This window comes from Peribacillus asahii, from assembly GCF_003570725.1.
GTDB lineage: Bacteria > Bacillota > Bacilli > Bacillales > DSM-1321 > Peribacillus > Peribacillus asahii.
This window is the reverse complement of sequence record NZ_QWVS01000006.1, coordinates 1-23,881: the sequence shown is the minus strand read 5'-3', so window position 1 is coordinate 23,881 and position 23,881 is coordinate 1. Positions and strand designations below refer to the sequence as shown.

The 23,881-nt window shown below is 37.0% G+C and carries 21 protein-coding genes and 1 pseudogene; 17 read left to right on the top strand and 5 right to left on the bottom strand.

Annotation, left to right across the window (positions count from 1 at the left end; genetic code table 11):
- Positions 1-420 precede the first annotated feature (420 nt).
- The 3 genes from D1953_RS04065 to D1953_RS04055 form a co-directional block, all read right to left on the bottom strand.
- On the bottom strand, positions 421-1,815 hold the full coding sequence (locus D1953_RS04065; RefSeq protein WP_119115888.1) for an MFS transporter: 1,395 nt from the start codon (positions 1,813-1,815) through the stop codon (positions 421-423).
- Between the two features lie 90 nt (positions 1,816-1,905).
- The gene (locus tag D1953_RS04060) at positions 1,906-2,715 is read right to left on the bottom strand and encodes a TrmB family transcriptional regulator (protein ID WP_119115887.1); all 810 of its coding nucleotides are present in this window, start codon (positions 2,713-2,715) and stop codon (positions 1,906-1,908) included.
- 846 nt (positions 2,716-3,561) lie between these two features.
- The gene (locus D1953_RS04055; RefSeq protein ID WP_119115886.1) at positions 3,562-4,293 is read right to left on the bottom strand and encodes a DUF3888 domain-containing protein; all 732 of its coding nucleotides are present in this window, start codon (positions 4,291-4,293) and stop codon (positions 3,562-3,564) included.
- 408 nt (positions 4,294-4,701) lie between these two features.
- Between D1953_RS04055 and D1953_RS04050 the strand changes: the two genes are divergently transcribed.
- The 12 genes from D1953_RS04050 to D1953_RS04000 all read left to right on the top strand — a co-directional run bounded on the left by D1953_RS04050 (position 4,702) and on the right by D1953_RS04000 (position 16,644).
- Positions 4,702-6,213, top strand: coding sequence for a 4-hydroxyphenylacetate 3-hydroxylase family protein (locus D1953_RS04050; protein ID WP_119115885.1), 1,512 nt, complete (start codon positions 4,702-4,704; stop codon positions 6,211-6,213).
- A 20-nt stretch (positions 6,214-6,233) separates the two neighbouring features.
- The gene (locus D1953_RS04045) at positions 6,234-6,716 is read left to right on the top strand and encodes a flavin reductase family protein (protein WP_119115884.1); all 483 of its coding nucleotides are present in this window, start codon (positions 6,234-6,236) and stop codon (positions 6,714-6,716) included.
- 29 nt (positions 6,717-6,745) lie between these two features.
- Positions 6,746-7,726 carry a catechol 2,3-dioxygenase gene (locus D1953_RS04040; RefSeq protein WP_119115883.1) on the top strand — a complete coding sequence of 327 codons (981 nt, stop codon included), beginning with the start codon at positions 6,746-6,748 and terminating at the stop codon, positions 7,724-7,726.
- Positions 7,727-7,760: 34 nt separating this feature from the next.
- The gene (locus D1953_RS04035) at positions 7,761-8,675 is read left to right on the top strand and encodes an acetaldehyde dehydrogenase (acetylating) (RefSeq protein ID WP_119115892.1); all 915 of its coding nucleotides are present in this window, start codon (positions 7,761-7,763) and stop codon (positions 8,673-8,675) included.
- Positions 8,672-9,679 carry a 4-hydroxy-2-oxovalerate aldolase gene (gene dmpG, locus D1953_RS04030; RefSeq protein ID WP_220453354.1) on the top strand — a complete coding sequence of 336 codons (1,008 nt, stop codon included), beginning with the start codon at positions 8,672-8,674 and terminating at the stop codon, positions 9,677-9,679. Before D1953_RS04035 ends, dmpG begins: the two co-directional genes overlap by 4 nt.
- Before the next feature lie 289 nt (positions 9,680-9,968).
- Entirely contained in the window at positions 9,969-10,835 is an 867-nt protein-coding gene (locus D1953_RS04025) for an FAD synthetase family protein (protein ID WP_182480496.1), read from the top strand.
- A gap of 59 nt (positions 10,836-10,894) precedes the next feature.
- The gene (locus D1953_RS04020) at positions 10,895-11,689 is read left to right on the top strand and encodes a 2-keto-4-pentenoate hydratase (protein WP_119115881.1); all 795 of its coding nucleotides are present in this window, start codon (positions 10,895-10,897) and stop codon (positions 11,687-11,689) included.
- On the top strand, positions 11,686-12,477 hold the full coding sequence (locus D1953_RS04015; RefSeq protein ID WP_119115880.1) for a 2-keto-4-pentenoate hydratase: 792 nt from the start codon (positions 11,686-11,688) through the stop codon (positions 12,475-12,477). The genes D1953_RS04020 and D1953_RS04015 overlap by 4 nt, the downstream gene beginning before the upstream one ends.
- 34 nt (positions 12,478-12,511) lie before the next feature.
- Positions 12,512-12,712 (top strand): 4-oxalocrotonate tautomerase, encoded by a 201-nt coding sequence (locus D1953_RS04010; protein ID WP_119115879.1) that lies wholly within the window; start codon positions 12,512-12,514, stop codon positions 12,710-12,712.
- Entirely contained in the window at positions 12,709-14,181 is a 1,473-nt protein-coding gene (locus D1953_RS04005) for an aldehyde dehydrogenase (RefSeq protein WP_119115878.1), read from the top strand. The genes D1953_RS04010 and D1953_RS04005 overlap by 4 nt, the downstream gene beginning before the upstream one ends.
- Before the next feature lie 66 nt (positions 14,182-14,247).
- On the top strand, positions 14,248-14,397 hold the full coding sequence (locus tag D1953_RS21140; RefSeq protein ID WP_182480495.1) for a hypothetical protein: 150 nt from the start codon (positions 14,248-14,250) through the stop codon (positions 14,395-14,397).
- A gap of 375 nt (positions 14,398-14,772) precedes the next feature.
- Positions 14,773-16,644, top strand: a complete 1,872-nt coding sequence (locus D1953_RS04000; protein WP_119115877.1) for a helix-turn-helix domain-containing protein — start codon at positions 14,773-14,775, stop codon at positions 16,642-16,644.
- Between the two features lie 365 nt (positions 16,645-17,009).
- Here the strand turns inward: D1953_RS04000 and D1953_RS03995 are convergent, their stop codons facing one another.
- Positions 17,010-17,492 (bottom strand): tyrosine-type recombinase/integrase, encoded by a 483-nt coding sequence (locus D1953_RS03995; protein WP_119115876.1) that lies wholly within the window; start codon positions 17,490-17,492, stop codon positions 17,010-17,012.
- A 366-nt stretch (positions 17,493-17,858) separates the two neighbouring features.
- Between D1953_RS03995 and D1953_RS21630 the strand changes: the two are divergent.
- Positions 17,859-17,948, top strand: a pseudogene (locus D1953_RS21630) (IS6 family transposase); the annotation flags it as partial.
- A 282-nt stretch (positions 17,949-18,230) separates the two neighbouring features.
- On the opposite strand, the gene D1953_RS03985 reads toward D1953_RS21630, so the two are convergent.
- A complete protein-coding gene (locus D1953_RS03985) occupies positions 18,231-18,593 on the bottom strand; it encodes a winged helix-turn-helix transcriptional regulator (protein ID WP_119115875.1) in 363 nt (120 codons plus the stop codon).
- A 272-nt stretch (positions 18,594-18,865) separates the two neighbouring features.
- Between D1953_RS03985 and D1953_RS03980 the strand changes: the two genes are divergently transcribed.
- From D1953_RS03980 to D1953_RS03965, 4 genes are all read left to right on the top strand, one after another.
- Positions 18,866-19,981: an S-(hydroxymethyl)glutathione dehydrogenase/class III alcohol dehydrogenase gene (locus D1953_RS03980; RefSeq protein WP_119115874.1), complete on the top strand. Its 1,116-nt coding sequence runs from the start codon at positions 18,866-18,868 to the stop codon at positions 19,979-19,981.
- 4 nt (positions 19,982-19,985) lie between these two features.
- Positions 19,986-20,819 (top strand): S-formylglutathione hydrolase, encoded by an 834-nt coding sequence (gene fghA, locus D1953_RS03975; RefSeq protein ID WP_119115890.1) that lies wholly within the window; start codon positions 19,986-19,988, stop codon positions 20,817-20,819.
- Positions 20,820-20,959: 140 nt separating this feature from the next.
- Positions 20,960-23,218: a bifunctional glutamate--cysteine ligase GshA/glutathione synthetase GshB gene (gene gshAB / locus D1953_RS03970; RefSeq protein ID WP_119115889.1), complete on the top strand. Its 2,259-nt coding sequence runs from the start codon at positions 20,960-20,962 to the stop codon at positions 23,216-23,218.
- A gap of 162 nt (positions 23,219-23,380) precedes the next feature.
- Positions 23,381-23,731 carry a DUF6568 family protein gene (locus tag D1953_RS03965; protein WP_119115873.1) on the top strand — a complete coding sequence of 117 codons (351 nt, stop codon included), beginning with the start codon at positions 23,381-23,383 and terminating at the stop codon, positions 23,729-23,731.
- Positions 23,732-23,881 lie beyond the last annotated feature (150 nt).

Below are 23,881 nucleotides of genomic sequence, written 5' to 3'. Positions count from 1 at the left end.
TGGCGATAACTTCAAAAGCTTACCTATCACTATAGCAACACATTCAAAGAAAATTGGATCTCCAATTTTATAGAGAAAAACTCCTTAACAAACAAGAAAAATAGGGCGGGTTAACAATCCCCGCCTTACATATATGTCATCTTGTTATCAAAAAGGAATATGAAACTTCTTCATAAACCAGTCATCAACATAACCCGACAGCTTAGTCTGTCGGGTTATGTTTAGATGAAAAAGAGGGATTTTTATAAATTTTGCCCGAACGCAGATCCGAACATGCCCTTGCTCATAGCTGTTCTCCTGATCCCCGTATCTTAAAGGTTTAAGTATATAAAAAAATACCTATAGATGAAACACTCTTTTTCAAGTGTCCTATCTATAGGTACCATATTAAAAGCTAGACTTTTGAATTACACTTGGCCATTAGGAACGAACCTTCCCTCTCAGCCATTTAATCAGGCTCAAGATGATAAAACCAATCATGATATACGAATACCATTGAATAGCGTGGGTAAGACCAATCCATTCTCCAATATATCCAAGTGTCACCATAGGAATACTGATTCCTAAGTAGGTTACTACGAAAAATAATGATGTCAAATTAGTCCGCATCTCATTTGTGGAAATTTGGTTCAGATAAGCTAAGCTGCCGGCATAGCTAGGACCGTTCCCTAATCCAATCAAGACCGTTGTTAATATAAGGAAGAATAATGACTTTGTAAATAAGGTAACAACGAGAAAGATGAGCCCAATAATTAATAAAATATAGCCTATGATGATTGACCGAAAGGCAGACTGTTTTCTCAACATGATCTGATGTAAGGTGGACACGCCTAAAACTAAAGCGACCATCGTCCCGGATAAGCTTAAACTCGCATGACTAGTAAAAAGTCCAAGGTATGTGGGCATCACCGATAACATTAAACTCATAATTCCCCAAGATAGAAAAGAAGTGGAGGATGCCATTAGAAAAGGCCATCGAAATTCTTTCGTCACCGAGGGGAGTCGAAGAGAAGCTGCTCGGTTTGTAGGAACATTTTTTTCTAACATGAACTTTAATCCTAACATTCCAGTTGCAGCAAGTAAAATGTGTATAAGATAAGAAAATTGTAAAGGATAGGGAACATATTCTCCAAGAAAACCAGAAATAAGTGGCCCCAAGGCATTTCCGAGCGTACCTGCTATAGCGGCAACAAATGCACTTTTCACTTTGTCTTGATAAGAATGAAGCTCTGTCATATATGACACAGCAATTCCGTTCAGAATTCCTACGGATAACCCTTGGAAAATGCGAGCTAATATTAGTCCATTGACTCCGTCTGATACAGCAAAGCCAATGGACCCAAAGATAGAAAGCGTGACCCCAGCAAATAGCACTTTTTTTCTTCCCCACTGCTCAGAAAGCTGTGCAACTGTGATGATGGTTGGAATCACAATTAATGCATAAAGTGCATAGATAAAAGTCATGGTCCCGGAAGTAAAATTCCATTTTTCTTGATACAAAGAATAAAGAGGAGCAGGCAAGTTCGTACCAAGCAGAGTCATACACAAACAAAAGGCTACTAACCAAAATGAATACCGTCTTTGCTTAGCTATATCTACTTTTACTACTTGTGATAATGCTCCAAGTTGATCTATTAGCGAATTAAATGAATCCTCACTTCCTGTTGCGGCAATATTTATTTGCGTTAAATTGGTTTTCTTGTATTTTCCCGCTTTGATTTTTTCAATATTATATCCTCTACGAACAAAAAGGTCGGATAAATGAGCCAAGACCCCGGGATGGTTCTGTACTAGAATCGATACTGTATGAATCAAATGTTACTCAACCCTTCCTCAATTGTTTTTCCATTATTATAGATGTTATTTAACTAACTACTATAAAAAAATCAAAGAAAATACGGTTCTTCATTCGAACCGTTTTCCTGTAACTACGTAATACAAATCTGGATCGTTTCTCCAATATGATTTGACTTTATCCGTTCCTATTTGTTTTGTTAACTCTCCATAGGCAATATCATGCCGGATATATTCGATTGCCACCAAAACTAGTGCAGGATCTTTTGTTTTGACTGCCCAAGCAGCAGTATTCGGGGCGAAATTAGCTATTAACACTTCTTCCATGTCGCGAGCCACAATCGTTAGTCGCCCACCCATCCGTTTTTCCGCTATTTTCGGAGTCATAAAATCATGGTGGTATGTAACCCCTAGTTTAGTTTCCGGTTCTGAAAAAAGCATAGAAAACACCTTTATTCCCTCATTAGTTCGTTTTTCTATTTCTTCCTTGATGAAAGAGGCTTGTGGATTCCAAATGGACAGCCAGATTTCATGGTGTGCCTTATCAATCATGTCCACAATCTCAGCCATTACGTGTTCATCGCTATTCACACGCCAAATAACATCGGTTTCCCTTTCATTTTCCAGCGTTTTTAAATTCTTTTCTAAAAAATCAAAGGAATCTTCAAAACTTTTACGTAATCGCCGAATTAGCTCCTCGGCAGGAAGAGGAACATACTTTACAGGTTCTGAAGGAACGGTATAAATGGCACCTTTATCCAGTAACTTCCCTAACACCTCATAGATCATGGAACGAGGCACACCAGATCTCTTGCTAACCTCATATCCTGTGACAGGTGAATTTATTAGCAGATTAATATAAGCTTTGCACTCATATTGGGAAAAACCTAATTTCTGAAGCTCTTTAACAATTTCCTCCATATAATGACCTTCCTTATATAGTAGTTAGTATTATACTTACTATATTATGTGTTAGTAGAGATGTCAATATAAGTGGGAAGAAGGGGACAGATTAATTTTCCTACTTAATTTAATTGAGAGAAAGGGTGGGGATATGCAACGATACTGCAATGGCTTGATTCGTCTAGCCTTTTTTTTGAAAGATTCACAACATCGATTTCTCTATTTGATATTAACTTTATAAGAATGTGAAAAAATATACTTAAGTAAATGGGTGAAATAGTGGGTGCGACACGTTCTTAGCTCAAATGAGATGTGGATAACACAATCTTGGTAAAGGTCAAGCAATTTTACGATTTAAATTGAAGGACATTATTGAGGAGTCGAATGACGAGGTAACGCTCAGAAAGGCTCCCCCTGCGTCGAATAGCGCGCTATTTAGTAAGGAAAAGCGTGTTATAAGCTCGGCTAATAGGCGTGAGAATTTACCGTAACAGCTCGACTAACGAAAGCCTACCCGATGGGGTGGTGTAAATCATGGTGCTTGGGTTGAACAAATATGGTGAGAATGCAATGAAATACAATAAGATACTGTATTGCTGACGAACTTCTGAATGTACGGGTCTAGACGCACGTTATATAGAAATGTATTTACTACTAAATGTAGGGTTAGCTGTGGGTGAGTAAGAATCAACTATATAAAAATCCATCTTGTGTTTCAGGCACAAGCGATGCTAACAGGCTCATAGGAAGTACCTAAGTTCGTTCCATATAATGTAATTATTTGGTGTAATCTAACCATTAGTATTTATAAGTGGGGAATTTTTATGTTCTTTGTGACAGGTCTTGAGTCCCGCAAATTTTTTATTACTGTTTTGTTTTCTTATAAGAATTATTTCTTAATCCTATCTTAGTCCATTTTTCTTTTGGAATATCTCTATGTTTATAATCAACAACCTTAATTTGGCTACCTTGAATTTGAAAAGTAATTGTTTCTTCACCATAGGGTGGATTATGTGCCCCCTCAAAAGTTTGAACTTGAACAGTTACATTTAAGTTGAAATTTGTCTCATCTCTCTCTATTTTAAGGATTTTCTCAAATCCCCGATCCCACAGTTTAGGTTTATAATATGTTTCAATAGCTTTACTTATTGGGTCTACTAAGCGTTCAATCAATGCTTCTTTAAGTAATTGTTTTGGAACTGGTATTCGGTTAATTTTCTTTCTTTTAACATCAACAATTTTCCACATATCTTTTAATGGGCCACTTGTTTGTTTTTCGACAGTATAAAGTACATTAGTTCCATCTTCTTTCCAAAGATGAACATAACCTTTGTTACCTTTGATATATAGTCGTGGTTCATCAATCCATTCTTCTTCCAACTGGATAATTGTAAAATATAATTGGGCAAGTGGTGTTATTTTATACCCCAGCTGATTAAAATCATCAAATCCATAGAGTCGAAAAACTGTTAAGTCAATATCGAAATTCATACTACCATTGTTGCCTTTTTGTACAGTTGCATGGGCTGTGTAAGGCACTAAGATACTCAAAAGCACTACAATAATTACAGAAATTGCGGTTAATTTTGGTCTCATATTCAATCACCTCATTATATTTTGTGACAATAGAGGTGAATTTACTTTTTTACTCAGGGAAAAAACTTGTTCCAGAAGGGCGCTTAACTACAGTGAGGGTAAGCGCTTATTTTCAATTTTAGGGCCAAATTGCTTAGTAACAATTTTAAAGCAAAGTGGATATTGTAAAGGTTTATGTTTAAACTATTTGGTTTAGTTGAAGAAAAATAGATTATTTAGTGAATATACTTGCCCTTACCGTTATTAATCAAATCACTGTCAGTTAATGCCAGTTTATTTTTGATTCTCTAACATCAACTGTCATTGTCTGGAAAATACCGATCCGTTTATTATAGGAATTGTAGAAGTACTTATCCATCTAGATTTGAATATAAGGGTTTACAGAACATTGAAATGGAGATGATGAACATGTATAACGGGAGAGAATATTTGGAAAGTTTAAATGATGGTCGAGTTGTTTATTTGAATGGAGAAAGAGTGAAAGATGTCACGACACATCCAGCTTATCGAAATGCCGCTCGCTCTTATGCGAGAATGTACGACGCTCTTCATAATCCAGCAACGCGTGATATTTTAACCACTACCAATGAATATGGGGATAGAACACATAAATTCTTTAAAACGCCTACAAGTGCTGAGGATTTATTAGGGGCGAGAGATGCTATTGCTGAGTGGTCAAAGTTAAGCTATGGCTTTATGGGACGTACTCCTGATTATAAAGCATCATTTATTGGTAATTTAAATGCCTTTGGCGATTATTATGAAGGCTTTGAAGATAATGCGAAAGCGTGGTACAGAAAGGCATCGAAAGAGCTTCCTTTTATTAATCACACAGTTATCAATCCACAAACAGATCGTTCTAAGCCACTTCATGAAAATAAAGACGTATTTGTACGTGCTGTTGCAGAAAGAGATGATGGTATTGTTGTAAGCGGTGCCAAGATGGTTGGCACAGCAGCTGCACTGACTCATTATAATTTTGTGGCTAACTTTGGCACAATTGGTTTAGGTGACGATGACCTAAGTCATGCTCTTATCTTCTTTGTTCCAATGAATGCCCCAGGGGTAAAAATGATTAGCCGACAATCCTATGAATTACTGGCAGCAACAAATGGAACACCATATGATTACCCTCTTTCAAGTCGTTTTGATGAAAATGACGCGGTAATCGTTTTAGATAATGTATTTATTCCTTGGGAAGATGTTCTTTGTTATAAAAATATAAAAATAGCAAATAATTTCTTACCTGAAAGTGGCTTTCTTAATCGTTTTACATTCCATGGTTGTACACGCCTGGCTGTTAAGTTGGATTTCATGACAGGGCTTTTATTAAAAGCAACAGAAGCAGCTGGAACAAAGAATTTCAGAGGTGTTCAAGCTCAAATTGGTGAAGTTGTTGCTATTCGTAATATGTTCTGGGGATTATCCACAGCGATGGCTACCGATCCGGATAAAGGACCGAATGGATTGGTTATTCCGAATGGATTCTCAAGTGCTGCTTATCGAGCATTAGCACCGGCGAGTTGGGTTAAAGTCAAAAATATTTTTGAACAAGTCGTTGCGGGAGGGCTAATTCAGTTGCCATCTAGTGCAAATGATTTCCTTAATCCCGAAATTAAACCTTACTTAGATCAATATTACCGTGGTACAGGCATTAATGCGGAGGACCGTGTGAAATTATTGAAAATGGTTTGGGATACGATTGGAACTGAGTTTGGTGGACGCCACGAACTGTATGAAGTCAATTATGCTGGTAATCATGAAAATATTAAAATGGAAGCATTATTCCATACTGAAGCAGTCGGCGCAGCTGATTGTTATAAAGCGTTCGTAGATACTGCATTAAACGATTATGACTTACATGGCTGGACGAACGATACTTGGATTTATTCAACTGAAAAGCAAAGTGTAACACAATAAAGGGGCAGGGGAGACGTACTATGGACAACCGTACATTTCGTAATGCAATGGGAAAATTTGCGACAGGCGTAACTGTCATTACGACAGAAATCCATGGACAGGTACACGGCATGACAGCCAATGCGTTTATGTCGGTGTCTCTTGATCCAAAACTAGTAGTCATTTCAATCGGAGAAAAAGCCCAAATGCTGGATAAAATTAAGAATAGCAAAAAATTTGCAGTGAATATTTTAGCAGAGAATCAACAGGAATTATCAATGACTTTTGCTGGTCAAATAAAAGAGAAAAGAGAGAGAAGCTTTGAGAATCTTGGGGGACTTCCTGTTTTAGAGGGTGCTGTCGCTCAGGTAGCGTGCAAAGTTGTAAATGAGCATGTGGAAGGGGATCATACCCTGTTTATTGGAAAGGTAATTGATATCCATCTTGAAGAGGGAGAACCACTTCTTTTCTTCAATGGTCAGTATCGTTCTTTATTATCTAAAGAAATTCTATCAAATAAGTAAATTTATTATAAAAAATGGGGGTACTTTAAATGACTAATTTCCAAGAACCAATTTATGATGTTGCACAATTAGCGCATGTGGAACTTCTTTCTCCGAAACTTGAGGAATCGGTGGATTTTTTTACAAGATTTTTAGGAATGGAAGTAACGGCTCGTGCAGGTCAATCCGTTTATCTTCGCGCATATGAAGATTTTTACCACAATACATTGAAAATTACTGTGGCAGAAGAGGCGGGGGTAGGACATATAGGCTGGCGGGCAACTTCGCCTCAAGCACTTCAGCGCCGAGTGGAGGAAATCGAAAAAACTGGATTAGGTCGCGGTTGGATTGATGGAGATATTGGTCATGGAGAGGCTTATCAGTTTACGACACCTGATGGTCATTTGATGGAAATATTCTGGGAAGTTGATTATTTCAAAGCGGAAGAACATCAAAAATCGAAGCTTTTAAACCGCCCTACAAAACGCCCTGATCGCGGTGTACCTGTACGCCGTTTAGATCACATCAATCTAATGACTTCTAACCCAGGAGTAGATACACAATTTATGATAGATACTCTAGGGTTCCGTTTAAGAGAGCAAATCCAAGATAATGGGAATGTACTTGGTAGCTGGATGAGCGTTTCTAACCTAGTTCATGAGATTGCTTATATGCAAGAGCCTAATCGAGAAAAAGGAAAATTACATCATCTTTGCTACTGGTATGGTATTCCTCAAAATTTATATGATGTTGCAGATTTACTTAAGGATCATGGATGTTTCATTGAAGTTCCACCAAATAAACATGGAGTGAGCCAAGCTTTCTGTATGTATGTGTATGAGCCGGGTGGCAATCGAATTGAACTATTTGGTGACGCAGGATACATTATTACGGATCCAGCTTGGGAGCCAGTTATTTGGCAAATGGAGGATGTTCCTGGTAATGGTGATACCTGGATTGGTACAGCATTCCCTGAATCATGGTGGGTACGCGGTACGCCTGTTACTTCTCCAGAAGTAGTGAAGCCTTAATTCATAGATTACTAGAGAGGACGATGTGAAAAGTATGACCAAAATTAAGGTAGGTATTTTAGGATCAGGAAACATTGGTACAGATTTAATGTACAAAATTTTAAAAAATGATGGGAATATGGAATTAGCTTTATTGGCAGGTATTGACGCTGGATCGGAAGGGCTTACAAGAGCTCGAGATTTGGGTGTAGGTACAAGTCATCATGGAATAGATGCGATATTAGAAGATCCAGAGATCCAGATTGTCTTTGATGCGACGAGTGCAAAAGCACATATGCATAATGCTGGTCGTATACGGGAGGCAGGGAAGATGGCAGTGGATTTGACTCCAGCTGCAATTGGTCCTTTTGTTGTACCAACAGTTAATTTACAGGAACAGATTGATGCAATGAATGTAAATTTAATATCGTGTGGAGGGCAGGCGACTACGCCTCTTGTATACGCGGTTAATCGGATTGTACCTGTCCATTATGCCGAAGTGATTACTACTGCGGCAAGCGTTTCTATTGGTCCTGGTACGAGACATAATGTAGACGAATTCACTCAAACGACTGCTAATGCCCTTCATAAAATTGGGGGAGCAAAGATATCACGAGCGATTCCTGTTTTTAATCCGGCACAACCACCGGTCAATATGTCTAATACAGTGTATGCAGTGATTAAAGAAGAATTTGATGAAGAAGCGGTGAAATCATCTATTGAATCAATTGTAGCTGAAATTTCAAGCTATGTTCCAGGATACCATTTAAAAAGCGCTCCATTTATTGACTATCGTGATACCCCTTGGGGACAACATTTGCCGACGGTTGTCATTATGAATGAGGTTGTAGGTGCAGGGGATTTCTTCCCGACTTACGCAGGAAATTTGGATATTATGACCGCTTCAGCACTCAAGGTTGGCGAAGTATATGCTGAGCATTTTCTTGGGGCTAAGGAGGTAAAACGATGATAAAAATACCAAGACTTACAGATACAACACTTCGAGATGGTGATCATGCAGTTAGTCATAGCTATACACCAGAAATGGTACGGACCATCGTTCGTAATCTAGATGAAGCAGGTGTACCTGTAATTGAAGTTAGTCATGGTGCAGGATTGAATGGATCTACGATTCAGCAGGGATTTTCTGTCCATTCTGAATTTGATTTAATCAAAGTGGCGGTAGAAACAGCGAAACAAGCGAAAATTGCCTCCTTGTTTGTTCCAGGAATTGGAACGAGCAGTGAACTAAGAAAGGCTGTGGAAATTGGTATTCGTGCAATCCGTATCGCTGTCCATTGTACAGAAGCGGATGTAACGGAGCAGTATTTCCGACTAGCAAAGGAATTAGGGATTGAAGCTGTAGGCTTCTTGATGATGTCTCATACTCAACCAGCAAGTGTTCTTGTGGAACAGGCTAAATTAATGGAATCATACGGAGCAGATTGTGTCTATGTAGTTGATTCAGCAGGAGCACTTGTCCAAACGGGTGTTAGGGAAAGGGTTTCTGCCTTAAAAGAGGCCTTGTCTATTGAAGTTGGTTTCCATGCCCATAATAATCTTGGACTAGCCATTGGGAATACACTGACTGCGCTTGAAGCAGGTGCTGATCAAATAGACGGTACATTAAGAGGATTAGGAGCCGGTGCAGGAAATGCTCCAACCGAAGTATTGGTAGCTGTTTTAAATAAGATGAATATCGATACAGGAATAAATTTATCCACTTTGATGGATGTTGCTGAAGAAGTGGTAGCTCTATTGATGAAAACACCAATTGTCATAGATCGTGACAACTTATCTAGTGGATATGCAGGTGTATATAATAGTTTCCTTTTACATGTAAGAAACGCAGCTGAAAAATTTGGTGTGAAGGCCTCGGAAATTATGGAGGAATTAGGTAAACGACATGCTATAGCTGGGCAAGAGGATTGGATTCTGGATGTTGCGGTTGAACTGGCGAAAAAAAAGGGTTGAGAGTATAAAGAAAAATGAACCATTTAGAGGGGAATACGTATCTAGCGCGAGCGTCTTAGATGGTTGCGGAAAGGAATTTCCTATTTCCATAGCGAGTTAATCAAGATACCTATGCATTTCTGTGAATTCTGAAAAGTTCGGCATTTTATACGACTATACGAATTGTGTTGTCAAGCTCCAGCGCTTAGCCCTTCGAGCCGTTTCGATCCAGCTAATGAAGTCGATTTGGATCTCCAATGCTTGGGGGGCTGACCAAAGCGCTTACGCTTTTCTGATAGGAGGGACTTTTTTGAAGGTCATTCATATAACAAATAGTAATCGTGATGCCTTTCTTTTAGAAGCTAAACCTTGTGTAATGGCTCTAGGATTTTTTGATGGGGTTCATTTAGGACATCAAGCAGTCATTAAAGCAGCAAAAAGAGTAGCAGATGAAAAAAAGCTTCCTTTAGTCATTATGAGTTTTTTTCCTCATCCGAAAGAAGTGCTTTCAAATGGGAAAAAAATCGTTTCTTATTTAATGCCATTAGTGGATAAACAAAAAAAATTTAAGGCATTAGGCGTTGAAATCTTCTATATGGTTCAGTTTAATTTTGAATTTGCTGGTTTAACTCCAAAACAATTCGTGCAAAACTATCTTCTTGATTTTGGTGCTCAACAAATTGTCGCTGGTTTTGATTTTACGTATGGATGTCGAGGAGAAGGAAATATGGATCGAGTTCAAGCAGATTCAGATGGAAGGATTGAAAGCATAAAGGTCAAGAAAATTGAGTTCGAAGGTGAGAAAATCAGCTCCACATTAATACGAAACCTTATTTGTTCAGGAAAGGTGGAAGAGATTCCTTATTATTTAGGTGAATCTTATCAAATAGAAGGTACGGTTTCTCTGAATAAATATAGTGCTGATATTATTGTGAATCCCCATTATTCACTACCATCCTCTGGTATCTATGAAGTAACCGTAACAAACGGACGAGAAACATGGAAGCAAGAAGCATTAATACTTAATGGGCAGCTCACATTCATGTTATCAAAAAGTAGGAAGTGCCCTTTAAAAGAAAATGAAACAATTCGTATATATTGGGAAAGGCGATTGCCAAATGGGTGGTCTACTTCTTTAGAGCAATCACATCATTATTCTCAGAGTGTTGTTTCGTAAATATCATAAATCAAAAAGTGGCGAAAAGCTCCGTCCCTTTCCTAAAAGGAGGACACAATATGAAAATTCAAAAAGCTGCAACTTTTTTACTAGAGGCTGAAAAAACGAGGCAAGCAATTAAGCCGTTAACTGTTTCTTATCCCGATATCACAGTAGATGAAGCGTATTACATTCAATTAGAACAAATTCGTCGAAAAGTGGAAAACGGGGCCGTTATTGTAGGGAAAAAAATTGGAGCGACAAGTCAAGCAATTCAACAGATGTTTCAAGTCAATCAGCCCGATTACGGACATTTACTGGATGACATGATGTTTGTCGAAGGAGAGGTGATTTCGCTTGACTCATATGTTCAGCCAAAAGTAGAGTTTGAAATTGCTTTTGTTTTGAAGAAGAATCTAAAAGGACCAAATGTGACAGTATTGGATGTAGTAGAAGCAACGGATTATATTGTACCTGCGATAGAGATCATTGATAGCCGAATTGAGGATTGGCAGATTCAATTTGAAGATACCGTAGCAGACAATGGATCATCTGCTGGTGCCGTTATTGGTGGCAAGCCAACTAGTCTTGAAAATATAGATTTAGCCCATATTGGCATGGTTGCTTATAAAAATGGAGAGTATTTAGATTCAGCAGCAGGTGCAGCGGTTTTAGGGAATCCACTTCGAGCGGTTGCTTGGTTAGCTAACTCGTTAGGAAAATACGATGTTTCATTGAAGGCAGGAGAAGTTATATTATCCGGAGCACTGACTGCAGCTGTACCAATTGAAGCGAATGATACCTTTACAGTTGATTTTGATCATATCGGTACGGTCTCTGTCTCATTCAAAAATAAACGAGGTGAAATGAAATGATACAAACAGCTATCATTGACCAAATTGCAGATGAATTATATCGAGCTGAAAAAGAGAAAACGTCCGTCAATAAGTTTGTCGAGCGATTTCCTAAATTAGACGAAGCACTGGCCTACAAGGTACAAGACCGGTTAATCGAACTCAAATGTGAAGTGGAAAACACAAAAAGAGTGGGGAGAAAGCTGGGATTAACGAGTAAGGCAAAACAGGAAATGATGGGTGTACATGAACCATCCTACGGAGTACTTTTGGGAAGTATGCAGGTGTTCGAAGGAGAGCCTATTTCCATTTCTCCCTTTATACATGCCAAAGTAGAACCGGAAATAGCATTTATTTTTGATAAAGAAGTAAAAGGACCGTCTGTAACGGTAGCGGACATTCTTGCAGCAACTGCATATATCGCTCCTGCATTAGAAATTATTGATAGTCGCTTCCAAGGTTTTAGCTTTACGCTTCCTGATGCTGTTGCTGATAACTCATCTTCCTCTCGTTTTATGATTGGAGAAAGATTCTACAAACCTGATCAATTTAATCTGCAATTAATGGGAATGGTCTTTAGAAAGAATGGCGAAGTACTTGCTACGGGTGCAGGAGCGGCTGTTATGGGGCATCCAGCAAGAGCCATTGCTTGGATGGCAAATCGGTTACACAAGATTGGCCAAAGCATACAACCAGGAGAAGTCGTATTAAGTGGATCGTTATCTGGTGCAGCCACGATTGCCCCAGGAGATCATTTTTCTGTAAGCTTTGACGGAATTGGTTCATTAGAGACTGTATTTACGCAATAGAATACAAAATTTGTAAAGGACAGGAGTGTTTTATATGCCATTTATTCAAATTCATATTCTTGAAGGTCGTTCACTAGAGAAAAAAGAAAGACTTATTCGAGAAGTAACGGATAAAGTTGCTGAAGTATTAGAGGCTCCAAAGCAAAATGTTCGTGTATTAATTCAAGAAGTAACAGCAGAGCACTGGGGCATAGCTGGTGAATCGGTAAAACAAAGAAATGAGGTGTCAAAATGACAAATGTTCAAGCGGAAGTGAAGGTAGTAGATCTTTATATTAATGGAGAATATGTAAAGTCAAGTAATCGTGAAACGTTTGAGGTGAAAAATCCAGCAACTCAAGAAATCATTGCACGTGTGAGTGAAGCAACAAGAGAAGATGTTGACAAAGCTTGTCGGGCAGCTAGACGTGCTTTTGAAGAAGGACCGTGGAGAACGATGCCTTTAGCTGAACGATGTGCAAAAATTCGACGTATGGCTGAGATTATTATTGAACGAAAAGAGGAGATCGCACGCTTAGAAGCATTGGACGTAGGAAAGCCTTATCCAGTTGCTGTTGAGCGAGAAATTCCTCGCGGAGCTCACAATCTAAAATTCTTCGCCGATTTTATGGAGAAGCAGGGTGGAGAAGTATATCCAATGGAGGATGAATATTTAAACTATACTCGCTATGAGCCTGTTGGTGTAGCAGCTCTTATTACTCCATGGAATGCTCCATTTATGCTAACGACATGGAAACTAGGACCTTGCTTAGCATCAGGAAATACGGCTGTAATTAAACCTGCTGAAATGACGCCTTTATCTGTATCCTTGTTAGGGGAAATTGCGAAGGAAGCAGGCATTCCAGACGGTGTTGTGAATATTGTCCATGGATTTGGAGAAACGGCAGGAGCTGCATTGACGACTCACATGGATGTTGATTTAATCTCTTTCACTGGAGAAACAACGACTGGAAAAACGATTATGAAAAGTGGCGCCGATTCATTGAAGCGTGTTTCCTTTGAGTTAGGCGGTAAAGCGGCCAATATTATCTTTGAAGATGCAAATCTAGATAAAGCAATTCCTGTTTCTATTCAAGCAGCCTTTTTAAATTCTGGGCAAGTGTGTTTGGCTGGTTCTAGAATATTAGTACAACGCTCGATTTTCGCCGAATTTGTAGACCGTTTTAAAAAGGCTGCTTCTGAGCTGAAGGTTGGTGATCCACAAGATGTAGCTACTAATATGGGACCACTTGTAAGTGAAGAACATTATAATAAAGTAACTAGTTATTTAGATATTGCAAAAAATGAAAATTCTGTATTGGTTTACGGGGGGAAACGTCCTGAACTTCCGGGGTATTTACAGTTAGGGTATTATTTAGAGCCTACGATTTATATTCAAGAAAATCCAAAGGCACGAATTGCACAGGAAGAAATTTTCGGACCAATTGTTACCCTTATTCCGTTTGATACAGAGGAAGAAGCACTCGAAATTGCGAATGATACAGAATATGGGCTAAACGGAGTAGTTTGGACAGATAATTTACAACGAGCACACCGGATTTCTCACAATGTTCGTGCGGGTACAATTTGGGTAAATTGTTGGTTTGTCCGTGATTTACGTGCCCCGTTTGGTGGGTTTAAGAAAAGTGGGATTGGACGTGAAGGCGGTCATCATAGCATGGAATTTTTTACGGAAGCGAAAAATATCTGTGTTGCACTTAAGTAGTAATTGGTGACACATAGTCATTTACTAGTTAGGTAGAATTGAAGTGTTAGGGAGAAGGGGCATCACGTGATTGACGATGAGGTGCGCCTTCTTTTAATGGGAAAACATGTGTTATCGATGATTACAAGTTGTCTAGTTCTGAGCACCTTACATTTTTCTAATAAAGAAAGGATGATGATTGTATTAGGAAAAATGCCTTTACATATTGCTTTATAACTTGAACTACCTGTTATTACGGTTCCAATGTTCCTTGTTTCAAGCCCTGAATTGGTTATTGAAGCCTGTAAATCTGGACTATTAATCTTGTAGATGGGTACGCGGTTTATTGCTCCAACGGAAAGTCCTGTAAAAGATGAATATCTTGATTTGTTAATTGAATTGATAAATCAAGATTTATCTATACTGACGCATTAAGTGGTGTACATGTGATTACCCTATTCCTAGTATTCAGAATGTAGGTCTTAATTCTTGTCAGCTAGAAAAAAGGGTCGCTTGATTGGTCTAAATTTAAGTTGTAATTCAAACTATTCTAGTTTTAATTTTCCGAAAAATAAATTATAATAGGATAAAAATCCAAAATATGGAGGGGAAATGAATCAACAGTTGATCTTAAATAACATTTTGCAAGTTTATCAAAAGGATGAGCTATTATATACGGGAAATGAAAGAGCTTTGTTGATTCCTACTAAGGGATTTGGAATATTACAGCGTGATTTAATAAAAAATATCGGGATTGACCGGATGAAATCCTTTTATTTTAACTATGGGTGGAGCTTAGGGGAAGAAGATGCCAAGAATGTTATCGACAATCCTTCTCTAAGTATAAAAGAAAAGATTTTATATGCCCCTCAGTATCACGCAGCACAAGGCCATGTGAAGCCTGAGATTTTTGAACAACATTTAGAGTTTGATGATAACGGGAAAGTTATAAGTTTTAGATATAAAGGGAAGTGGGAAAAATCTTATGAAGCAGAGCAACATATTCACCATCTAGGTTATTCAAATAGCCCTGTTTGTTATACATTGACAGGGTATGCAAGTGGAAATGTTTCTTTTTTACTTGGTGAAAAAGTCCTTATTAAAGAAATTCAATGTGAAGGTCAGGGTGCCCCATGCTGTTTATGGGAAGGTCGTCTTCTTTCTGATTGGGAGCAGGGGGATGAGGAACAATTATTTTATTATAAGGAATTTCCTATTATAAAAGAACTTGAACAAACGAATGAAAAACTTATGATTGAAAAAAATAATTTATCGATGGTTACAAAACTTCATATGGACCTTTCAGCTGAGATTATTAAAGGCAATAACCTAAACACTATTTTAGAAATTGTTAATAAACGAATCCAAAAGCCTGTAGTGGCAGAGGATGTTCATCATCAAATACAATCGATTGCCGGATTCACCCCAGAATTTTATACACCTTTACAGAATGATTTTATCAATTATATAAAGAATAACTCGGCTATTACAAAAACAATTGTCATTCATTCGGAGGATGTAACAAGACTAGCTTCGCCTATTTTTCTGCAAGATAAATTGGTAGGCTATTGTTCTTTTTTTTATAAGGGCTCCAAAATAATGCCAAATGAAATAGATTTTATGATTATTGGTAGAGTTGCTTCCATTTGCTCTATGTTCCTCTTTCATGAGAAAGCAAAATTAGAGTCAGTAGAACGAATAAAGGGACATTTTCTTGAAGAAATTATAAACGGGCAATCTCGGCAAGACATTATGAAAAAAGCTATTTTCTTACAGTTAAACCTTTCTGGTGATTATTACGCAATCTTTCTTCAATATGCCTTAAGGAACCTTGCTCAACAAAATGAACTTACCCTTCATGAACAAATATTTGAAAACGTTTCTACTTATTTTTTGGAAAAAAATATAAATCTATTAATAGGGCAAAGGCATGATAGTTTGTTAATTCTTTTACCTGTCAACCAGTTGGATAACAAAAAACTAGAACATATTATTTCCGGGCTTTTATCCTACATGAGAAGGAAAGTAAGAAATTCTCAGGTATTAGCAGGGATAAGTTCGAAATATAGTAATATTGTGGATGCGAAGGAAGCCTTTGAGGAAGCACGCACAGCTGTACGTTTATCAACAAAAGAAGCTCCAGTAACTACTTTTCATGAGTTAGGTATCCTCGGGATATTAATTAATGTAGATAATAAACCAGCCATTAGAAAAATAATCAAAATGACGCTAGGGTGTCTATATGAAAATATTAATCCAAGCAAAATTGAATTAATTGAAACATTATATAATTTTCTTGTGAATGGAGGAAATTTAGAGCAGACAGCTCAAAACCTTGCGTTGTCAATCAGTGGTCTTCGCTACCGATTGAACAAAATTACAAATTTGCTTGGCTGTGAATTACGTGATCCGGAGCTACAATTCCAATTACTATTATCGATAAAAGCATTAAAAATTGTTGAACCGAAATGGAATGAAGTTTGATAATTTTGGTTTTGTTGCAAAAACTTCAAGACGATGTGTCTCTTAAGATTACAAATGATTCTTGGGGAGTCCGATGAAACGTGTATCCATGCATATGATTAAAAAAGAACAGATTGATTTACGGGATCAGTCTATCTAAAATCAGAAAGAATTCATCCATCAATTGTTTGGGATTGCAGCATAAGATACGATTCCGCTAGGAATATATGCGCTTTATTCTCTTTTGCTTTATCTTTGCACCAGAACCAAAATAAGCGACCCTTTCTGATTCTTTTAAAGAATAGAAAAGGGTCGCTTATTTTGGTTAATTTTTTAAGATGCTGCTGGTTTTATTCTTATAACGAATTTTGTATAAAAACAAAGCGTCATTTAAATATATTCACTTTATTTAAATGAACATGTGTATTATCCTGATTCACACGTTCTAAATATATATTAGTGGTAGAGATATCCAAATGACCGGCCCAATCTTTAACCACAGCTAATGGAACATCATTCTCGAGTAGAGTGGTCACAAAAGTATGACGGAACCAGTGCGGTGTAACTCTTGCATTTCGTCCAGCCATAAGAACGGCTTCTTTAACAATTTTGTAGAGGGCTGGATAAGTTAACCGTTTTTTATTTAAACGAGTTTCTCTCTTATTATATAGCGCGAAAAACAGGGAAAGCTGTTTATCTTGCGGAAAAACTTTTTCCATAAAAAACAATTCTAAAAAATCTTGTTCAGAACTATTAGCGAGAGATAGATTTCTATTTTCATCGAGTAGATGTCGATCATGTAGGTTATTTTGTAAATGATCTAAAAATTGTTCACTAGTCATTGTATTAAGAAGCGTCAAGTTATTCATTTTTTGCCTCCTAAAAGAAAGATAACATAAATTTATTATGTATAGTAAAGATAATTCCTTCTTATCTTTACTTCTATTCTATCATAGAATATTTGTTCTATATAGGATATTTTCATAAAAAAAGTTCTTATTTCAATGTCTGAGATTCGCTCTCAGAAGCATTTATTTTTCTTTTTTAATACCATTGGTCATTTATTTTCACACAGAGGTCCTCAGCAACATCAAGAAATTTCGGGTTAAGAAATTGGAAAGGGGGGGAGCTGTCGTTTCTTTAATAATAGAGAAGCACGGGACCACTCGGAACAGCCTATCATCTAGTCAAATAGAGGGAAGGAAACGATTCGAGGAATTTGATTGATACAAAAGACTGCCAAACGAATTATTGCAGGGATAGAGGTTATGCACATGATCAAAAAAGGACAGACTCTCCAAAGGGAGAAGTCTGTCCAAAATTAAAAAGAATTCATCCATCAACTGTTTAGAATAATTGCTTAGGACCAGGAGTCACTAGAAATCTTTCACTTTTTATATTTTCTTCAAACATTTGCACCAGAACCCGTCAAATAATAAATTTGAGTATTATTATTCTTTCATTTGTTACCCAAGCATTTTGTATCGATTTTCAAGGAAATGGATGGCTTGCAGCCTTCGTATTTCCTCTTGCATATTTACTAAAATATATTAGTAAATTGAATGCTGATTATTTACTAGTTAAATTAATCAAAACCGACTTAAATCTTACTGAACTGATTTTTTATTAGCGTTTTCTTCCAAAAATATTCTAAAATGATCTCCCCAATCACAAATGGAAGTAACAACAGGTTTTAGTTGAAGACCAATCTCGCTAAGTTGATACTCCACTTTAGGAGGGACAACAGGGTATACCATTCTAGTAATAATTTGATCCTCTTCTAATTCCCTTAATTGTCTAATTAACATACGTTGATTGACATCTGGAAGGTATTTTTGTATTTCGCTTAACCGCAATGGAGATTGTTGGAGTAAACACCATATAATAGCTATTTTCCAACGTCCCCCTATTACCGAAAGAGCTAAATCTTTGCTGGTAAAAAAAGACTTTTCTTTATAATGAATGACCATCTATTTCCATACCTTTCTATTGTTCATTTGTTTATAGTGACAAAAACGTCAGTATTTCCTGCTAAATTATAATATGTAATTATGGAAAAGTAAATTACAGAACAAAGGAAAGGCGGGATTCATTTAAAAAGTAAAGGTGCTGTTGCATTTAAACCGGGAGAACCACTTTTTATATTTTAATCACAGTGACAAAAACGTCAGTATTGCCGATGTGATTATGGTATGTAATTATATAAAAGTAAATTAGAAAACAAAAGAAAGAAGGTATTCAATTGAAAAGTAGAGCTGCTGTTGCATTTAAACCAGGAGAACCACTTCAAATTGTGGAAATAGATGTTGAGGAACCAAAAGCAAAAGAGGTATTAGTAAAAATTCTCTATACTTCGGTCTGTCATACAGATGCATTTACATTATCTGGTGATGATCCGGAAGGCGTATTTCCTGCTGTACTAGGCCATGAAGGTGCTGGGGTAGTCGTTGCTGTAGGGGATGAAGTAACTTCGGTAAAACCAGGGGACCATGTTATTCCACTATACACGGCTGAATGTGGAGAATGTAAATTCTGTCGCTCAGGTAAAACAAACTTATGTAGTGCCGTACGAGAAACTCAAGGGAAAGGTTTAATGCCTGATGGAACTACTCGTTTCTCTTATAATGGAGAGCCGATTTATCATTACATGGGAACCAGTACATTTAGTGAATATACAGTTGTTCCTGAAATCTCTTTAGCAAAAATTGATTCAGAAGCACCGCTTGATAAAGTTTGTCTATTTGGATGCGGTGTGACAACAGGGATTGGTGCTGTACACAACACAGCAAAAGTGGAAGAAGGGGCTGTAACAGCCGTATTTGGTCTTGGGGCTATTGGATTAGCTGTTATTCAAGGATTGGTCCAAGCAAAAGCAAGCCGAATTATTGCTGTAGACTTAAATGAGGATAAGTTTGAATTAGCCAAAAAAATGGGAGCAACTGACTTTGTAAATCCTGCTAAATTTGATAAACCAGTCCAAGAAGTCATCGTTGAAATGACGGATGGAGGAGTCGATTACAGCTTCGAGTGTATTGGAAATGTTGAAGTCATGAGGTCTGCTCTTGAATGTTGTCATAAAGGCTGGGGCGAAAGTACGATTATCGGTGTAGCTGGTGCAGGAAAAGAGATTCACACTCGTCCATTCCAATTAGTAACAGGTCGAGTATGGCGTGGATCGGCCTTTGGTGGAGTGAAAGGAAGAACTCAACTACCAGGCATGGTTGAAAAGTTTATGAATGGTGAAATTGATTTAGATCCTTATATCACACACAACTTAAACTTTAAAGACATCAATGAGGCATTTGAATTGCTTCATAAAGGAGAGTCCATCCGAACGATTTTAACATATGGAGAGTGAGAAAGTGAGTCTTAAACTTATTGAAAAACATCGCTCTTTCGATGGGGAACAATGTAAATATACTCATTATTCAGAATCCTTACAATGTGAGATGACATTTAGTATTTATTTGCCATCAAATAAAGAAATGAAAAAGATCCCTCTTATTTGGTGGTTATCTGGTTTAACTTGTACAGATGATAATTTTAGTCAAAAAAGCGGATTTCAAAGGTTGGCTGAAAAATATCAAGTGGCAGTCATGATTCCGGACACTTCACCACGTGGAGAAGAGGTTGCTGATGATGAAGCGTGGGATCTTGGACAAGGTGCAGGTTTTTATTTAAATGCGACACAAGATCCATGGGCAAAGCATTACAACATGTATACGTATATAGTCGATGAATTAACGGCTATTGCGTCAACTTTGGTACCCAACTTTTCTGGAGAAGAAAGCATAATGGGCCACTCAATGGGCGGTCATGGCGCTTTGGTGATTGGCATGAAAAATCCGACGAGATTCAAAGCGATTTCTGCTTTTTCTCCTATTTTAAGCCCGTGTCAAGTTCCATGGGGAATAAAAGCTTTCGCCTCTTATTTAGGGGAAAATCAAACTTTCTGGAAAGAATGGGATGCTTCAGAACTGGTCAAAGAACCTAGCGTTCCGCCTATTCTCATTATGCAAGGAACTAAAGATGAGTTTTATCAAAAACAGTTAGATGAAACTTATTTTTTAAAGAATGCTGAGGAAAATAATCAAGTAGTAAATTACAAGAAAATAGAAGGTTATGACCATAGCTATTTCTTTATTGCCACTTTCTTAGAAGACCATTTCGCTTTCCATGTGAAGTACTTAAGATAATATGGAATGGAAATGAAAATATCCACATTGCAATTGAATGTGGATATTTTCATTTACTGCATGTTGCATCTAAAAATAAGAAATGGAATGAAGTAGGGGTGAGTAAATTGGGGACTATCGTTAAAACGGATTTAAAAAAAATGTTAGTCAATGACCGTGTTAAACCATACTTATTAAAAGCACGTTATGGACTTGAAAAAGAAAGTAAACGAGTTGATTTATCCGGAAATTTAGCTAAAACGGATCATCCTAAAAGTATTTCGCGGCGCGATGATCATCCGTATATTCAGCGGGATTTTTCAGAATTACAGATGGAAATTATCACACCTGTTACTGAAACATTAGAGGAACTGTTTAATTACTTAGCAGCGATCCATGATGTTGCTTATCGTTCTATGGGAATCAATGAAATGCTCTGGCCATTAAGTATGCCGCCACAGTTACCAGAAGATGAAGAAAATATTGTGATTGCAAAATTAAAAAGTGTTGAAGATGTTCGATATCGTGAATATTTATCCGATTCTTATGGCCGTCGTAAACAAATGCTTTGTGGTGTTCATTTTAACTTTGAATTTAGCGATGAGTTCATTCAAGCGTTATTTAACGCACAATTGGAAATTAAAGATTATCGGGATTTTAAAACAGAGATATATCTAAAAGCCACAAGAAACTATTTACACTATCGATGGTTATTTACTTATTTTTATGGAGCTTCTCCTAGTAGTGAAAAGAATTTTTTTAAAGAAGATTCTTTGAATCATGCAGTAAGAAGCATTCGAAGCAGTAAATATGGTTATACCAATTCTGATGATGTTCAAGTGTCATATAGTAGCATACAGAATTATCTTTCAGATCTTTCCTCTATGGTTAAAAGAGGGCTTCTATCAAAAGAAAAGGAATTTTATTCACCTGTCCGTTTAAGAGGCGGACAACATGTTTCAGATCTAGTAGATCAAGGTATTAGGTATATTGAATTGCGAAATATAGATTTAAATCCTTTTGAACCGTATGGAATTGGCTATGAACAAGCGGAATTTCTCCATCTTTTCTTAATTTATTTACTATGGAAAGATGAAGGGGAAAATTGTGATGAGTGGGTAAAAATGGGTGATTACTACAATGATGTAGTGGCTCTTGAGCATCCATTAGAGCATACAAAATTCGAAAAAGAAGCCAAAAATATAATTGATGAGATGAAACATTTAGTAGAAATCTTAGATTTAACTACTTCTGATACGTTATTTGTTCATCTGAAAGAAATGCTAGAGGATCCAAGCAAGACTCTATCCGGAAAACTTTATAAAGAAAGTCAAAAAAACAGTCAAAGTCAAGTCGCTTCGTTAATAGCAAAAGAAAATTATAACAAATCATGGGGGAAGCCATATCAATTAGCGGGATTTACTGACATGGAGTTATCCACTCAAATTTTAATGTTCGATGCAATTCAACAAGGAATTCAAGTAGAAATTTTGGATCGGCAAGATCAATTTTTGAAGCTGAAATTAAAAGATCATGTGGAATATGTGAAAAATGGAAATATGACAAGTAAAGATAATTATGTATCCACTTTAATTATGGAAAATAAAACCGTAACAAAGAAAATTCTTCACCAACATGGATTCCGTGTGCCTAAGGGTGAAGAGTTTCAAACAATCGAACAAGCTTTACGTTCCTATCATCTTTTTTCCAGCAAACCTTTTGTTGTGAAGCCGAAAACAACTAACTATGGATTAGGAATTTCGATTTTCAAAGAAGGCGCAAATTATGAAGATTATCAAAAAGCACTCACGCTAGCATTTAAAGAAGACTCTTCTGTATTAATAGAAGAATTTATTAAAGGAACAGAATATCGATTTTTTGTGTTAAATGATCAAGTCTACGCCGTTTTATTACGAATTCCAGCGAATGTTATAGGTGATGGTAAACATACAATTCAAGAGTTAGTCATGCAAAAGAATCGTGATTCTTTAAGAGGAAGTGACCATCGGACACCTTTAGAAAGTATCCAGTTAGGTGAATTGGAGAAACTTATGCTTAAAAGTCAAGGATATCAAATCAATTCGATTCCTAAAAAGGATGAAATCATCTATCTGCGTGAAAACTCCAATATTAGTACAGGTGGAGACTCGATTGATGTGACCGATCAAATTCCGGATGATTATAAAAAAATAGCAGTGGATGCGGTATCTGCACTCAGAGTAAAAATTTGTGGGATTGATTTAATTATTGAAAATACAGAAGTTCCTGCAACTAATCAAAATGCTTACGGAATTATTGAAGCCAACTTTAATCCATCCATGTATATGCATATCTATCCATATCAAGGAGAGTCTCGACGTTTAACTATGCATATCATACATTATTTATTCCCTGAACTATTGCAAAGTCAGTCCAATTAGGGGTACTACTAGTAAAATGCGGACTTACCACGTTATGCGACAATAAAGTCATTTAATGTTCAAATTTAAAACATGCACAATCCCGTCCTGTGTAGAGACGGGGTTAAAATAATATTGTTTGAATACTGTATAATAATGACATTAGAAAAAGGAGATTGAGCAATGGTTGCTACTTATGAAGAAACTGTAGCTAGTTTTGATAAAATTAATTCCTCAAAAGCACAGGAATTGGTAAATGGGGAAGGCGAAGCCGTTATCTATATTGGCAAGGCTGTATGTCCCTATTGTCAAAAATTCATTAAAAAACTAAAAAAAGTTGCTGATGAAACGGATACTCATATCTATTATGTCAATAGTGTGGAAGAATCTGATATGGAAGGTATTACGGCCTTTCGTAATGAATACGACATTCCAACGGTTCCTGGGTTCATCTATACTAATGGCGACACAGTAAACGTGAAATGCGATTCATCCATGCCAGAAGAAGAAATCAAAGTTTTTATGAATAAATAATTTAATTGCAAAGCGACAAGTGTCTGCCACATTCTGCTGGGAGTATTTTTGACCAAGGCATATATTGATTTGAAAATCTAATAAGGTCAATTGTGTTATTCAATTAAAGGGCGCTTTTCTTGGTGCGAAATGTTCCTGGCCCAAATGAAA